The sequence below is a fragment of the Pseudomonas parasichuanensis genome (assembly GCF_021601385.1).
Lineage (GTDB): Bacteria > Pseudomonadota > Gammaproteobacteria > Pseudomonadales > Pseudomonadaceae > Aquipseudomonas > Aquipseudomonas parasichuanensis.
Genome location: NZ_BQHO01000005.1, coordinates 242,966 through 256,292, shown reverse-complemented (window position 1 = coordinate 256,292; position 13,327 = coordinate 242,966). Strand labels below are relative to the sequence as shown.

General features: G+C 65.0%; 16 protein-coding genes. 10 read left to right on the top strand and 6 right to left on the bottom strand.

Annotated elements, in window-relative coordinates; translation table 11 throughout:
- Positions 1-302: 302 nt before the first annotated feature.
- On the bottom strand, positions 303-1,181 hold the full coding sequence (locus L6D77_RS06775) for a LysR family transcriptional regulator (RefSeq protein WP_232882130.1): 879 nt from the start codon (positions 1,179-1,181) through the stop codon (positions 303-305).
- Positions 1,182-1,279: 98 nt separating this feature from the next.
- On the opposite strand from L6D77_RS06775, the gene L6D77_RS06770 reads away from it, so the two are divergent.
- The 4 genes from L6D77_RS06770 to L6D77_RS06755 all read left to right on the top strand — a co-directional run bounded on the left by L6D77_RS06770 (position 1,280) and on the right by L6D77_RS06755 (position 4,457).
- Positions 1,280-1,666, top strand: coding sequence for a CidA/LrgA family protein (locus L6D77_RS06770; protein ID WP_232882131.1), 387 nt, complete (start codon positions 1,280-1,282; stop codon positions 1,664-1,666).
- Positions 1,656-2,342 carry an LrgB family protein gene (locus L6D77_RS06765; RefSeq protein ID WP_232882132.1) on the top strand — a complete coding sequence of 229 codons (687 nt, stop codon included), beginning with the start codon at positions 1,656-1,658 and terminating at the stop codon, positions 2,340-2,342. Before L6D77_RS06770 ends, L6D77_RS06765 begins: the two co-directional genes overlap by 11 nt.
- A gap of 179 nt (positions 2,343-2,521) precedes the next feature.
- Positions 2,522-3,427 carry an alpha/beta fold hydrolase gene (locus L6D77_RS06760; RefSeq protein ID WP_232882133.1) on the top strand — a complete coding sequence of 302 codons (906 nt, stop codon included), beginning with the start codon at positions 2,522-2,524 and terminating at the stop codon, positions 3,425-3,427.
- Between the two features lie 115 nt (positions 3,428-3,542).
- Positions 3,543-4,457 (top strand): SDR family oxidoreductase, encoded by a 915-nt coding sequence (locus L6D77_RS06755; RefSeq protein WP_232882134.1) that lies wholly within the window; start codon positions 3,543-3,545, stop codon positions 4,455-4,457.
- A 298-nt stretch (positions 4,458-4,755) separates the two neighbouring features.
- Here L6D77_RS06755 and L6D77_RS06750 read toward each other — a convergent pair whose 3' ends face one another.
- Positions 4,756-5,538, bottom strand: a complete 783-nt coding sequence (locus tag L6D77_RS06750) for an IclR family transcriptional regulator (RefSeq protein ID WP_232882135.1) — start codon at positions 5,536-5,538, stop codon at positions 4,756-4,758.
- Positions 5,539-5,732: 194 nt separating this feature from the next.
- Here L6D77_RS06750 and hmgA point away from each other — a divergent pair, with 194 nt between their 5' ends.
- From hmgA to maiA, 3 genes are read left to right on the top strand one after another with little or no spacing between them, the layout of a single operon-like run.
- Positions 5,733-7,034, top strand: coding sequence for a homogentisate 1,2-dioxygenase (gene hmgA, locus L6D77_RS06745; protein ID WP_232882136.1), 1,302 nt, complete (start codon positions 5,733-5,735; stop codon positions 7,032-7,034).
- A 3-nt stretch (positions 7,035-7,037) separates the two neighbouring features.
- Positions 7,038-8,330, top strand: a complete 1,293-nt coding sequence (gene fahA / locus L6D77_RS06740; protein ID WP_232882137.1) for a fumarylacetoacetase — start codon at positions 7,038-7,040, stop codon at positions 8,328-8,330.
- Positions 8,331-8,342: 12 nt separating this feature from the next.
- Entirely contained in the window at positions 8,343-8,975 is a 633-nt protein-coding gene (gene maiA, locus L6D77_RS06735; protein WP_232882138.1) for a maleylacetoacetate isomerase, read from the top strand.
- Here the strand turns inward: maiA and L6D77_RS06730 are convergent.
- Complete coding sequence (locus tag L6D77_RS06730; protein WP_232882139.1) at positions 8,969-9,775, bottom strand: SirB1 family protein; 807 nt, start codon at positions 9,773-9,775, stop codon at positions 8,969-8,971. The two genes, maiA and L6D77_RS06730, sit on opposite strands and share 7 nt — an antisense overlap.
- Positions 9,776-9,899: 124 nt before the next feature.
- On the opposite strand from L6D77_RS06730, the gene L6D77_RS06725 reads away from it, so the two are divergent.
- Entirely contained in the window at positions 9,900-10,919 is a 1,020-nt protein-coding gene (locus tag L6D77_RS06725; RefSeq protein WP_232882140.1) for a Leu/Phe/Val dehydrogenase, read from the top strand.
- 152 nt (positions 10,920-11,071) lie between these two features.
- Here L6D77_RS06725 and L6D77_RS06720 read toward each other — a convergent pair whose 3' ends face one another.
- Positions 11,072-11,335, bottom strand: a complete 264-nt coding sequence (locus L6D77_RS06720; RefSeq protein WP_012274138.1) for a YebG family protein — start codon at positions 11,333-11,335, stop codon at positions 11,072-11,074.
- 239 nt (positions 11,336-11,574) lie between these two features.
- Here L6D77_RS06720 and L6D77_RS06715 point away from each other — a divergent pair, with 239 nt between their 5' ends.
- Together L6D77_RS06715 and L6D77_RS06710 are read left to right on the top strand one after the other, a co-directional pair.
- Positions 11,575-12,045 carry a phosphate-starvation-inducible protein PsiE gene (locus L6D77_RS06715; RefSeq protein WP_110991698.1) on the top strand — a complete coding sequence of 157 codons (471 nt, stop codon included), beginning with the start codon at positions 11,575-11,577 and terminating at the stop codon, positions 12,043-12,045.
- A gap of 146 nt (positions 12,046-12,191) precedes the next feature.
- Positions 12,192-12,494, top strand: a complete 303-nt coding sequence (locus tag L6D77_RS06710; protein ID WP_232882141.1) for a hypothetical protein — start codon at positions 12,192-12,194, stop codon at positions 12,492-12,494.
- A gap of 19 nt (positions 12,495-12,513) precedes the next feature.
- Here L6D77_RS06710 and L6D77_RS06705 read toward each other — a convergent pair whose 3' ends face one another.
- Both L6D77_RS06705 and L6D77_RS06700 read right to left on the bottom strand, forming a co-directional pair.
- Positions 12,514-12,798: a DUF3509 domain-containing protein gene (locus L6D77_RS06705; protein WP_232882142.1), complete on the bottom strand. Its 285-nt coding sequence runs from the start codon at positions 12,796-12,798 to the stop codon at positions 12,514-12,516.
- A 126-nt stretch (positions 12,799-12,924) separates the two neighbouring features.
- Positions 12,925-13,272, bottom strand: a complete 348-nt coding sequence (locus L6D77_RS06700) for an HPF/RaiA family ribosome-associated protein (RefSeq protein ID WP_110991697.1) — start codon at positions 13,270-13,272, stop codon at positions 12,925-12,927.
- Positions 13,273-13,327 lie beyond the last annotated feature (55 nt).

Below are 13,327 nucleotides of genomic sequence, written 5' to 3'. Positions count from 1 at the left end.
TCTGATGCGCTACAACCTCAAGCGGCTCCATAGCTACAACGGCTATGAAACGCCGGTAGCCATGGAGGCAAAGCTCAAAGCGGCGGCATAAACCTTAATCGGTGTCCAAAATTACTTGACCAGATCACCTCGTGCCGCGAAAGGGCTGCAGAGCAGCCCCGGCAATTTCAGCTATCTCGCTGAAATCCTGGGGCCGCGCTGCGGCCATTTCGCGGCACAAGGCCGCTCCTACAGTGATCGTGCAAGCCCGTCAGGTGGGAGCTGGCTTGCCAGCGATGAGGCCGGTACGGTTTCCAGCGTGTTCAACCTTTTTCGCGCAACAACGCCAACCACGCCTGCGCCGCCCGTGACAGGTACGCCCCGCGCCGCCAGATGAAGGCGATGTCCCACCTCAATTCGCCCGGTGAGCGCAAGGGCAAGCGCACCACCCCGGGCCGCTCCAGTGCCCGCGCCACCACCCTGGGCAGCAGCACCACGCCTTGCCCCGCCGCCACCAGCGAGGCAAGGAAGTCCGCCTGGCCGCTGCGCCCGCCTTCCTTGGGGGTGAAGCCCACCTGCTGGCAGGCGCTGAGCAGCCGGTCATTGAGCACGAAGCTGCGCTGGTACAGCAGGAACGGCGTATCGGCCAACTGCGCCAGATCGACGTGTGCCTGGCCCGCCAGGACATGGTCGGCGGGCAGCAGGGCATCCAGTGGTTCATTGCAGAAGGGTTGGTAATCGAACGCCGGGTCGCTTGGCGTCAGGCCACCGCCAAGCTCCAGCTCGCCACTCTTCACCGCCTGTTCGATCATGCGGCTGCCGCCTTCGAGCAGTTGCACCGAAATCTGCGGGTAGCGCCTTCGGTACTCGGCGAACAGCCCGGCGAACAGCGTGTCGCTACCCAGCAAGGGCAGGCCCAGGCGCAGCTCGCCACGGGCCATCTGGCCGAGATCGTCCAGCTCGTTGAGCAGTTCCTGGCGCAGGCTTAGCAGCACTTCGCCGCGCTCCAGCACGATACGCCCGGCAGCGGTCAGCAGCAGTTGCGAGCCCTGGCGCTCGAGCAGTGGCTGGCCGATGGCCTGTTCCAGCTGGGCGACCTGCTTGCTCACCGCCGACTGGCTGATATGCAGGGTGCCCGCCGCCTGGGTGAAGCCGCCACGGTGAACGACTTCAATGAAGCTGCGCAGTTGTTTGAATTCCATCTCATGAATTCCAATATGGAATGGCATGCAGTCTAACAATTCGCTTTTGGCCTGCAAGGCTGACTTTTACACTGGGTACGTTGTCGAGGACCGTACCCATGAACCCTGCATTACTCAAGAAAACCTGCCGCCTGCTCGCCGAGCTGGCGGTGCTGCTGGCCCTGTTCCTGATCGGTGGCCAGCTCGCGGCCTGGCTGGGTTGGCCGATCCCAGGCGGGGTGATGGGCCTGGCGCTGCTGCTGATGCTGTTCGCCACAGGCCTGCTCAAGCCCGCTACCTTGCAATTGGGCGCCGGTTGGCTGATGGCCGAGATGCTGCTGTTCTTCATCCCCGCGCTGATGAGCCTGCTCGACTACGGCAGCCTGCTGCGCAGCGAGGGCTGGCGCATCCTGCTGGTGATCGCCGTGAGCACCTTGCTGGTGATGGTGGTCACCGCCGTGACGGTCGAACTGGTATGTCGCTGGAGGCTGCGCCATGAGCCCTGAAGCCAAGTCGCTGTTCTGGCTCGCGCTCACCCTGGCGGCGTATGCGGGCAGCCGCTGGCTGTACCGGCGCAGCGGGCGTTACCTGTTGTCGCCGCTGATCCTGGTACCGGCGCTGCTGTTGGCGGTGGCCGTACCGCTGCACACCGCCTACGCCGAATACGCGCGCAACACCCATTGGCTGATGGGCGTGCTGGGCCCGGTGACGGTGGCCTTCGCCGTACCGATCTGGCAGCAGCGGGCGCTGTTGGCGCGGCACTGGCCGGCGTTGCTGGTCGGTATGCTGGCCGGCAGCGTCGCCTCGATCGGCAGTTCCTGGGGGCTGGCGCACCTGCTGGCGCTGGATGAGTCGGTCAGCCTGTCGTTGCTGCCGCGCTCCATCACCACCCCGTTCGCCATGCCGGTGGCCCAGGACCTGGGCGGTGTACCGGAGCTGACCGCCGTGTTCGTGATGTTCACTGGCGTGCTGGGGGCGGTGTTCGGCGGTGTGCTGCTGCGCTGGCTGCCGTTGCGCACGCCGCTGGCGCGGGGCGCGCTGTTCGGTGTCGGCGCCCATGGCGCCGGGGTGAGCCGGGCGCAGGAAGTGGGCCGCGAAGAGGGTTCGGTGGCCGGGCTGGTCATGGTCCTCACCGGGTTGCTCAACCTGTTTGCCGCGCCAGTGCTGGTGATGCTGTTCTGACCGTTCGTGCCACTGACTCGCACGGTCATCAGGCTGGCTGCCAAGGCGACTTAACACCTTCGTATTGGCTTCTAGACTGAGCCTCGACATAGAGAGCACATGTATGTGCCGAGGTAACGTGCAATGAACGCAGCCTTGCCCTATTCCGACACTCAAACACCAATACCGGGACGACCCTGATGCCACTGGCCGAGATTCCATTGTGCGTCTGGCGCACCCGGAGCCAGGGTTTCACCTTCCGGGGCCAGAGCATCCGCTACTGGACGGCAGGGCAAGGAGAGCCTCTGCTATTGCTACACGGTTTCCCCACCGCCAGCTGGGATTGGCACTACCTGTGGGTACCGCTCACCCAACGCTTTCGCGTGGTGGCCTGCGACATGCTCGGCTTTGGCGATTCGGCCAAGCCCGCAGACCACGACTACAGCCTGCTGGAGCAGGCCGACCTGCAGCAGGCGCTGCTGGAGCACCTGAAGATCGACCAGCCGGTGCACCTGCTGGCCCACGACTATGGCGGCAGTGTCGCCCAGGAGCTGTTGGCCCGGCACCACGAGCAGCGCCTGAAGATCGCCAGCTGCGTGTTCCTCAACAGCGGCCTGTTCCCCGAGAGCTGCCGCGTGCTGCTGATCCAGAAACTGCTGCTCAGCCGCCTTGGCTGGCTGGTGGGGCGCTCGTTCGGGCGCGACGACCTGGTGCGCAACGTCACCCAGGTCTACGGGCCCTGCACCCACCCCAGCGAAAGCGCGCTGGACGACTGCTGGAGCCTGATCGCCGCCAACCGCGGCCAGCGCATCCTGCACAAGCTGATCAATTTCCTGCCCGAGCGCCGCGCGCAACGCGAGCGCTGGGTCGGCGCCCTGCAGCGCGAAGGCGTGCGGCTGCGCTTCATCAATGGCGCGGTCGACCCGTTGTCCGGCGCGCACATGGTCGAACGCTACCGGCAAGTGGTACCCGACCCGGATACCGTGGTGCTGCAGGGCATCGGCCACTACCCGCACACCGAAGCGCCGGTGCAGGTGCTGCGCCACTACCTGGCCTTTCGTGAACAACCGCTGAGCTACGTGCCACAGAAAGTCGCCTGGTCGTAGCCGGGTGATCATCGCCATGGGTTATCCCCCGGCATTCGCCGGGGTGCGCTTGATTGTCGGGCGGTGAGGGCTGGCCGACACTGCGCGCATCCTTCATCTGCCTGGAGCCTTGAGCATGAGCGAACCGGTAAGTCTGCAAGATCGCGTGGTGATCGTCACAGGGGCCGGTGGCGGCCTGGGCCGGGCCCACGCCCTGTTGTTTGCCCGGCACGGGGCCAAGGTGGTGGTCAATGACCTGGGGGGCAGCAGCCATGGTGAGGGCGCCAACGTGTCGGCGGCCGACCGGGTGGTGGAGGAAATCCGCGCCGCCGGCGGCACGGCGGTGGCCAATCACGATTCGGTGACCGATGGCGCGCGCATTGTCGAGCAGGCCCTGGACAGCTTTGGCAGGGTCGATGTGCTGGTGAACAACGCCGGCATCCTGCGCGACAAGACCTTCCACAAGATGGAAGACAGCGACTGGGACCTGGTCTACCGGGTGCATGTCGAGGGCGCCTACAAGGTCACCCACGCCGCCTGGCCGCACCTGCGCGCGCAGAACTGGGGGCGGGTGATCTTCACGTCGTCCACCTCGGGCATCTACGGCAATTTCGGCCAGGCCAACTACGGCATGGCCAAGCTGGGCCTGTACGGCCTGACCCGCACCCTGGCCATCGAAGGGCGCAAGCATAACGTTCTGGTCAACGCCATCGCCCCCACCGGCGGTACCCGCATGACCGAGGGGCTGATCCCACCTCAGGTGTTCGAGCAGCTCAAACCCGAACTGATCAGCCCGTTGGTGGTGTTTCTTGGCAGCGAACAGTGCCAGGACAGCGGCCAGCTGTTCGAGGTGGGCGGTGGCTGGGTGGGCAAGGTGCGCTGGGAGCGCAGCCAGGGCGTGGGCTTCGATCCCCGTGAAGGCTTCACCCCGGAGCAGGTGGCGGACAACTGGGGTCGGATCGGTGATTTCGACGGTGCGACCCACCCGCAGGACAGTTTTCAGGCGCTGCAGCAGATGATGGCGAATCTGCAGACATACCCGTCGGCCTGAGGATGTTTGGCTGTCACAGGTTCAGCAGATTCTTGCAGGAATAAAAAAGGCCGCTGCAAAGGCAGCGGCCAATCGAGACGTTAGATCAAGGAGCTTCAAAATCAACGTCGGTGAACCTGGGCGGGCGCGAAAGGCGGGGGGGAGAGCCCTTCGTGCCGGCCAGTGAGATCAGAATAAGCGCTTGATCCCGTGGGAAAAATAGCCGCTTGTGACATTCACCTTTACGTTTCGGGTAAAAGTGCCGGGCAAACCATAACCGGGCGAACTGACCCACAACAGTAATGCTTTGTAAGCATTGTCAGGGGTTTGTGCCGTAGCCCATCCGCCAACTGGTGGCCTGGGTGGCGGCCAGCAGGCGCCGGGCGGCCGGACCGTTTTCGTCGGCATGGAAGATCGACGTCGGCCCGACCACGGTCATCACGGCGGCGATCTGGCCCATGGCGTTGAACACCGGGGCGGACAGCGCGTCCACGCCGGGCATCAGCAGCCCGTGCACATGGTGCAGGCCGCGCTGGCGGATTTGCGCCAGCAGCGGCACGTAGTCATCGTTGGTCTGATTCAGGGCCGCCAACTCCCGGTCGCGCAGTTCGACGGTCTCGCGCTCCGGCAAGTGGGCCGCGAACACCAGGCCGGTGGAGGAACTGAGCAGCGGCAGCACCGAGCCGATCTGGGTCACCACCGTCACCGCGCGCACGGCCGGCTCGATGTTCACCACAGTCGCACCCTGGTTGCCCCACACCGCGATGAAACAGCTCTCGTTGAGCTCATCGCGCAGTTGCGACAGCGGCAGGGCCGCCACTTTCAGCACATCGATGCTACCCAACGCCGCCATCCCCACCCGCAAGGCTTCACGGCCCAGCCCGTAATGGTTGGTGGCCGCGTCCTGTTCGGCGAAACCGCTTGAAATCAAGGCCTGCAAGTAACGGTGGACCTTGCTCGCCGGCATCTGCACATGTTCGGCAAGGCGCGACAGCGAGGTGGAAGGCGAGAGTTCGGCCAGGGCCTTGAGGATGTCGGTGCCGACTTCCGCCGAGCGGACCTTCTGTTTGCCGTTGTCGGTGCTGGTGCTGGCTTTGGCCATGAGGGGGACGTCTATCCAGATTTTACGGGGTGGCGCCTTTATAGCTTGACGCCTGCAAGCGAGCAAATTACGTTATTCGTAATCTGATTACGAAAATAACAATGCAGACGCGCTGCCGCCCCAGGTGCCGGTTTCAGGATCGGGCTTCGCAGCCAGCTGCCCATGACGGCTCTGAGCAGCCCGGAGGCACCGAGATGACCCGCGACACCTCACCTGAACTTGAGTACCTGAGCGGTTTCGGCAACGAATTCGCCAGCGAAGCCTTGCCCGGCGCGCTGCCGGTCGGGCAGAACTCGCCGCAGAAGGCACCCTACGGGCTGTATGCCGAGCTGCTGTCGGGCACCGCGTTCACCATGGCCCGCAGCGAATTGCGCCGTACCTGGCTGTACCGTATTCGCCCGTCGGCATTGCACCCCCGTTTCGAGCGCCTGGAGCGCCAGCCGCTGGCCGGCGCCCTGGGTGCCATCACCCCCAATCGCCTGCGCTGGAGCCCCCAGCCGATCCCGTCCGAACCCACCGACTTCATCGAAGGCTGGTTGCCGATGGTGGCCAACTCGGCGGCGGAAAAACCGGCTGGCGTGAGCATCTACATCTACCGCGCCAACCGCTCCATGGAGCGGGTGTTCTTCAACGCCGACGGCGAACTGCTGGTGGTGCCCGAACAGGGCCGCCTGCGCATTGCCACCGAGTTGGGGGTGCTGCAGGTCGAGCCGCTGGAGATTGCGGTCATCCCGCGGGGCATGAAATTCCGTGTCGAACTGCTCGATGCCCAGGCACGTGGCTATATCGCCGAGAACCATGGCGCGCCGCTGCGCATCCCGGACCTCGGCCCGATCGGCAGCAACGGCCTGGCCAACCCGCGTGACTTCCTCACCCCGGTGGCCCACTACGAAGAAACCAGCGGCCCGGTGCAGCTGGTGCAAAAATTCCTCGGTGAGCACTGGGCCTGCGAGCTTTCGCACTCGCCGCTGGACGTGGTCGCCTGGCACGGCAGCAACGTGCCGTACAAGTACGACCTGCGCCGCTTCAACACCATCGGCACCGTTAGTTTCGACCACCCCGACCCGTCGATCTTCACCGTGCTGACCTCACCCACCAGCGTGCATGGCATGGCCAACATGGACTTCGTGATCTTCCCACCGCGCTGGATGGTGGCCGAGAACACCTTCCGTCCACCATGGTTCCACCGCAACCTGATGAACGAATTCATGGGCCTGATCCAGGGCGCCTACGACGCCAAGGCCGAAGGCTTCCTGCCGGGCGGCGCTTCGCTGCATGGCGTGATGAGCGCCCATGGGCCAGACGCCGAAACCTGCGACAAAGCCATCGCCGCGGACCTCGCGCCGCACAAGATCGCCGACACCATGGCCTTCATGTTCGAGACCAGCCAGGTGCTGCGCCCGAGCCGCCAGGCCCTCGACAGCCCGCAATTGCAGGCCGACTACGATAGTTGCTGGGCCACCTTGCCGAGCACCTTCAACCCGAACCGGAGATAACCGATGAACCACACCGCCATTGCCCGTAGCTGGGTCGAGCACGCCAACGGGCACAGCGACTTCCCGCTGCAGAACCTGCCGCTGGGCATCTTCAGCCGCCCAGGGCAGGCACCACGTTGCGGCGTGGCCATCGGCGACGCCATCCTGGATCTTGAGGCCGTGCTGGCCGCCGGGTTGTTCGAAGGTGAGGCCAAGGCCGCCGTCGAGGCCACCGTGGGCGGCGCGCTGAATGCTTTCTTCGCCCTCGGCCGCCCGGCCCGGGTCGCCCTGCGCGAGCGCCTGCTGGCGCTGCTGGGGGAGGGCAGCGAGCATCAGGCTGCGCTCAAGGGGGCGTTGTATCCGGCCAACGAGTGCCAACTGCACCTGCCGGCGAAAATCGGCGACTACACCGATTTCTACGTGGGCATCGAGCACGCCAAGAACGTCGGCAAGCTGTTCCGCCCGGACAACCCGCTGCTGCCCAACTACAAGCACGTGCCCATTGGCTACCACGGCCGCGCCTCGACCATTCGCCCGTCCGGTGCCGACGTACGCCGGCCCAAGGGCCAGACCCTGCCGGCCGGCCAGGCCGAGCCAAGCTTCGGCCCCTGTGCGCGCCTGGACTACGAACTGGAGCTGGGCATCTGGATTGGCCAGGGTAACGACCTGGGCCAACCGATCCCGATCGGCGATGCCGCCGAGCACGTGGCCGGCTTCTGCCTGCTCAACGACTGGTCGGCCCGCGATATCCAGGCTTGGGAATACCAGCCGCTGGGGCCGTTCCTGTCCAAGAGTTTCATCAGCACCGTGTCGCCCTGGGTGGTGACCGCCGAAGCGCTCGAGCCGTTCCGCTGCGCCCAGCCGGCGCGCCCGGAGGGGGACCCGCAGCCGCTGTCTTACTTGATGGATACCCGCGACCAAGCCGGTGGCGCCTTCGACATCGAGCTGGAGGTGCTGCTGCTGACCGAGCGCATGCGCGAGCAGAACCTGCCGGCCCATCGCCTGACCCTGAGCAGCACCCGCAGCATGTACTGGACCGTGGCACAGATGGTTGCCCACCACAGCGTCAACGGCTGCCAGCTGCAGCCGGGCGACCTGTTCGGTTCGGGCACTCTGTCGGGCGCCACGCCCGGCTCGTTCGGCAGCCTGCTGGAGATCACCGAGGGCGGCAAGCACCCGGTGGAGCTGGCCAGCGGCGAGGTGCGCAAGTTCCTCGAGGACGGTGACGAGGTCATCCTGCGGGCCCGTTGCGTGCGCGATGGCGTGGCCAGCATCGGCTTCGGCGAGTGCCGCGGCACCATCGTCGCGGCCAACTGAGGGGGCCGGGCGATGGAGCTGTTTACCTACTATCGGTCCACGTCGTCGTACCGGGTGCGCATCGCCCTGGCGCTCAAGGGCCTGGATTACCAGGCCCTGCCGGTCAACCTGCTCAAGGGCGAGCAGCGCGGCGGTGATTATCTGGCGCTCAACCCGCAAGGGCGGGTGCCCGCCCTGCGCACCGACGGCGGTGAGCTGCTGGTGCAGTCGCCGGCGATCATCGAGTACCTGGAGGAGGTTTATCCACAGCCGGCGCTGCTGCCGGCCACTGCCGAGGCGCGCGCCAAGGTGCGTGGCGTGGCGGCGATCATCGGCTGCGACGTGCACCCGCTGCACAACGTCAGTGTGCTCAACCAGCTGCGTCAGCTGGGGCACGATGAGGCGCAGGTCAACCAGTGGATCGCCCACTGGATAAGCCAAGGGCTGGCGGCAGTGGAGCAATTGCTTGGCGACGAAGGCTTCTGCTTCGGTGCCACGCCGGGGCTGGCCGATGTCTACCTGATCCCGCAGCTGTACGCGGCCGAGCGCTTCAACATCGACCTGGCCGCTTACCCGCGCATTCGCCGGGTGGCGGCGTTGGCCGAGGCGCACCCGGCGTTCGCCAAGGCCCATCCAGCGCGGCAACCGGACACGCCGGCTCAGTGAATCGAGCGCTTGGTCGACGGCAGTTGGCCAAGGCGTTCGCTCAGTTTCAGGCGCTGGATCGGGTCATCGGTCAGCAGCAGCGCATGCTCCAGGTCGAAGCGTTCGGCCTGGGGGCATTCAAGGTGCTGGTAGAGGGTGGCCCGGGCCAGGTAGTCACCGACCTGCGCCGGGCCCAGTTGCATCACCCGTTCGGCATCGATGAGTGCGGCCAGGTCGTTGTCGTTGCTGCTGTGCAGCTGGCGCAGGTTGCGCGACAGGCGCTGGAGCATCTGCATCGGTGAGGCGCTACGCAGGTGTTCGGCATTCAACGGCAACTGTGCGCCAAACTGGCGGGCGAGCAGTTCGCGGCAGTCGGCGGGGTAGAGGCGCCGCCCGCCGCAGGGGTCGAGCAGGTGGTCGGCACCGGGCACACGCAGCAGGAAGTGGCCGGGAAAATTGACCCCTTCGAGCGGGATCGACAGGCGTCGGGCCAGCTCAAGGGCGAGAATGGCCAGCAGCAGCGGTTGGCCACGGCGGCGCTGCAGCACCTTGTCCATCAACGCCACGTGCGGGCGCAAGGGGTGATATTCATCCTGCTGGAAGCCCAGGGCGTTGAGCTGGCGCAGCAGCGGCTGGGCCAGTTCGCTCAGGGGTAGCATCGGCAGGTTCGTACTGACTTCGCGCTCAAGCGCATGAACCCTCGCCAGGCCATCCGCAGGGTCGACGCTGCGATCATGTTCAACGGCTATCCACAGGGCGGCCTCCAGCAGGGCGACCGGTTCGCGTTGCAGACAGGCCAGGCAGGCTTGGCGTGGGTTCATGGGCAGTCTCCGTCACGCTTGTACTATTAGCCTTGGCGCCGGCTTTCGTCCAGTGGTCCGCCCGCGCGGCGGCTCTGATGCACCTGCCTATACTGGTAGGAGCACCTCTCGGGGGAGCCCGTCGATGTTCGCCCTCATGCAAAGTACCCGTACCCAGTCACTGCACCTGTTCATCGACCCGCCCACGGGCCTCAAAGCTGTGGTGGCGATTCACAGCGAGCACCTGGGGCCGGCCATGGGCGGGTGCCGCTACCTGCCCTACGCCGATGACGAAAGCGCCATGTGCGATGCCATCCGCCTGGCCCAGGGCATGAGTTTCAAGGCGGCCCTGGCGGGGTTGCCGATGGGCGGCGGCAAGGCGGTGATCGTGCGCAACCCGCATGTCGAGAACCGCGCGGCGCTGTTCGAGGCCTTCGGTCGTTTTGTCGACAGCTTGCAGGGGCGCTTCATCACCGCCGTGGACAGCGGCACCTCGACCCTCGACATGGACTGCATCGCTCAGTCCACGCCCCATGTCACCAGCACCACTGCGTCAGGCGACCCCTCACCCCATGCGGCGATGGGGGTGTTTGCCGGTATTCGCGCGACGTCCATGGCCCGCCTGGGCAGTGACAACCTGGAAGGCTTACGGGTGGCGGTGCAGGGCCTGGGCAATGTGGGTTACGCGCTGGCCGAGCAACTGCATGCGGCGGGTGCCGAGTTGCTGGTCAGTGACCTGGATGCCGGGAAGGTGCGCCTGGCGGTGGAGCAGCTCAATGCTCACCCGGTGGCCAACGAGGCGTTGATCAGCACGCCCTGCGATATTTTTGCGCCCTGCGGGGTAGGGCCGGTGCTGAACGGGCAGAGCGTGATGCAACTGCGCTGCGCGGCGGTGGCGGGCTCGGCCAACAACCAGCTGACCACCTTGCAGGTGGCCGACCAACTGGAGAACCGCGGGATTCTCTATGCGCCCGACTATGTGATCAATGCCGGCGGCTTGATTTACGTGGCATTGAGGCATCGCGGCGAGGACGTGGGCACCATCACCGCGCACCTGGCGCGTATCCCCACGCGGCTGACCGAAGTGTTTGCCCATGCCCAGGCCGAAAAGCGCTCGCCGGCACGGGTGGCGCAGATGCTGGCGGAACGGTTGCTCTACGGCTGATAAGGCTGGCGCTTTCCCTGTGTAGGAGCGGCCTTGTGTCGCGATAGGGGGCGCAGCGCTCCCAGGATTTAAGCTACCCCTCAAAGAGTGCCGGGGGCCGCTGTACGGCCCTTTCGCGGCACAAGGCCGCTCCTACAGGGGGCGTGTCGATTTCACTCGGCAGCTCCGCCTTCGAGCAGTTCGGCCAGCGCATCCGGCTGGCTCTTGAACGCGCGGGCGAACACATCGCGGTTCTTGGCCATGTAGATACCGGCTTCCTCGACCTGCTGCTCGCTCAGCGACGGCACCGCCTTGTGCAGCACCTCAGCCAGGCGCTCGGCCAGTTCGAGCATCTTGTCGTGACGATCTGCTTCGGCCTTATCCATGAACAAGCGCTCCGGGTCGCGGCTGCTGCGGTACACCACTTCGACGGCCATTCATCACCTCTATGCCTTTTTGCTGGTTGGGTATTAACTGTATTTTTATACAGTACAGGTGAAGGCCCACCCACTGCAACCACGGTGATGGCCATTCGCAGGCAAAAAGCGTAGCCCACAGGTGCCCTGCGGCAATCGGCCGCCTTCCAAGGCAAGGGCCTGGCCCTTTAACTGCATGGCACAACAAATGTCACAGGCGTGACGCACCATCCTTCAGCCGTATCGGGGAATCGAACATCGTGAACACCAAATGGGCAGACAAACTGCGCAAGGGCCTGCATGGCTCTGCCGACTCGCTGGGCAACCTGTGCGTGGAAGCCTTCCACTACCTGGCGCTGTTTGGCATCGGCGCGATTACCGCCTACGCGGCGGTAGTCACCTTCCTGGACATGCTGGGCAAGGGCGGGGTCAGCGTCGATGACATCCTGCTGCTGTTCATCTACCTGGAGCTGGGGGCGATGGTGGGGATCTACTTCAAGACCAACCACATGCCCATCCGCTTCCTGCTGTACGTGGCGATCACCGCGCTGACCCGCCTGCTGATCGGCGATGTGTCGCACCACAAGGCACCGGATGTCGGGCTGCTGTATGTGTGCGGCGGCATCCTGCTGCTGGCGTTCGCCATCCTGGTGGTGCGCTACGCCTCCTACCGCTACCCGTCGACCAAGGTGTTGGACGCCAACGGCAAGGAAGTGGACGAGGGCAAGTGAGGCGCCGGCATTCGAGCAACGATTTATCTCGGCGTGCAGTTAGATAATTAGTGCATTCGCAATGGCCGGTGGCGCTTGAATGACCGCCGGCAGCGAGCCGTCTTCGCGACAGACGTCGCGAGCTCCGCGTGCCGCAGGAGAAATGTATGAGTCTGGATTTCGACGCCGTCAACGCCCACCTGGAGCAGGCCTGCCTGCCGCTGGGCCTCGACCCGCACGCGGTGTTCTTGAATGAAATCGACGATGTGATCGGTGAGCAGGTCGTGATGTCGCGCTCGCTGCTGGAGGAGGTCCTGCATCATTTGGAACAGGGCATCGAGCCCACTTACGACCCTGGGGTGCACGGCCTATTCTGCGCCCCTGAAACCTTCGATGCGGCGTTGCGTGTGCAAACGCTGCGTCTGCCAGGCGTCGAGCGTGTCATTCGCGATCTGCTGGAACGCCGCTGAGCACCGACGAGGGGCCCACCTAGACCGCCACGGGTGATTGATGGCGAGGATCCCGGGTCAAGGCGGCCAGTACTTGCAGCGGGTTCTGGCCAAGCTCGATGGCCAGGCCCAGGCGGATGCTGTCGATGACCCGCTGCAGGCGTACCGGGTCGTTGCGCTGAGCTTCGCTGATAAGGCGCCTGGCGACCACGCCACTGTCGTCGGAGAGGGTCAGCATGATGCTGCCATCGAGGCGTTCGATGCTCAGGTTGACCCGGTATTCGGGGGCGAACGCAGCGCTGATCTGGTCGAAGGGGTTGTTCATGGTCGAGGCCTGCATTGAATGACTGCAGGAATTGACCGGGGCAAGCCGGGGTTGGTTCAAGCCCGCTGATCGGTACAAACGAAAACGCCCGGCGCAAGGCCGGGCGTTTGTTGTGACGCGGTTGGATCAGGCGTCCGGGTCACTCAGTTCAAGCACGCCACGTTTACTGCGCAGTTTGCCGTAGAAGTGCTCCAGTGCATGGTTGAGCTTGTTGGCGGCGCCATCGACCGCCTGGTCCAGCGAAGTGGCGGTATGGGTCACGGAAATCGGTTGGTGGCCTTTGGGGCGAGCCTCCATCTGGCAGCGTTTGTCGTGCGGTCCGGGCTTGGCGCCGTTCTCGTCGCGCAAATGAACTTCGATACGGGTAAGGTCTTCTTCGTAGCGTTCAAGGCTGCTGTGCAGCGTGGCGCGGACCCACTCGTCGAGACGGTTGTTGCCTTCGAAATGGTTGCTGCTGTTGACCTGGATTTGCATGACTTCAATCCTTATTCAGCTTGCTCGCGGGAGGCACTTTCAAGCCACTGAGGGC

Excerpts from the sequence above, each read along its gene's own strand:
- hmgA (WP_232882136.1), top strand. The coding sequence starts at position 5,733 with ATGACCCGCGACACCTCACCTGAACTTGAGTACCTGAGCGGTTTCGGC.
- L6D77_RS06755 (WP_232882134.1), top strand. The coding sequence starts at position 3,543 with ATGAGCGAACCGGTAAGTCTGCAAGATCGCGTGGTGATCGTCACAGGG.
- L6D77_RS06775 (WP_232882130.1), bottom strand. The coding sequence starts at position 1,181 with ATGGAATTCAAACAACTGCGCAGCTTCATTGAAGTCGTTCACCGTGGC.
- L6D77_RS06765 (WP_232882132.1), top strand. The coding sequence starts at position 1,656 with ATGAGCCCTGAAGCCAAGTCGCTGTTCTGGCTCGCGCTCACCCTGGCG.
- L6D77_RS06760 (WP_232882133.1), top strand. The coding sequence starts at position 2,522 with ATGCCACTGGCCGAGATTCCATTGTGCGTCTGGCGCACCCGGAGCCAG.
- L6D77_RS06730 (WP_232882139.1), bottom strand. The coding sequence starts at position 9,775 with ATGAACCCACGCCAAGCCTGCCTGGCCTGTCTGCAACGCGAACCGGTC.
- L6D77_RS06710 (WP_232882141.1), top strand. The coding sequence starts at position 12,192 with ATGAGTCTGGATTTCGACGCCGTCAACGCCCACCTGGAGCAGGCCTGC.
- fahA (WP_232882137.1), top strand. The coding sequence starts at position 7,038 with ATGAACCACACCGCCATTGCCCGTAGCTGGGTCGAGCACGCCAACGGG.
- L6D77_RS06750 (WP_232882135.1), bottom strand. The coding sequence starts at position 5,538 with ATGGCCAAAGCCAGCACCAGCACCGACAACGGCAAACAGAAGGTCCGC.
- maiA (WP_232882138.1), top strand. The coding sequence starts at position 8,343 with ATGGAGCTGTTTACCTACTATCGGTCCACGTCGTCGTACCGGGTGCGC.
- L6D77_RS06700 (WP_110991697.1), bottom strand. The coding sequence starts at position 13,272 with ATGCAAATCCAGGTCAACAGCAGCAACCATTTCGAAGGCAACAACCGT.
- L6D77_RS06705 (WP_232882142.1), bottom strand. The coding sequence starts at position 12,798 with ATGAACAACCCCTTCGACCAGATCAGCGCTGCGTTCGCCCCCGAATAC.
- L6D77_RS06720 (WP_012274138.1), bottom strand. The coding sequence starts at position 11,335 with ATGGCCGTCGAAGTGGTGTACCGCAGCAGCCGCGACCCGGAGCGCTTG.
- L6D77_RS06725 (WP_232882140.1), top strand. The coding sequence starts at position 9,900 with ATGTTCGCCCTCATGCAAAGTACCCGTACCCAGTCACTGCACCTGTTC.
- L6D77_RS06770 (WP_232882131.1), top strand. The coding sequence starts at position 1,280 with ATGAACCCTGCATTACTCAAGAAAACCTGCCGCCTGCTCGCCGAGCTG.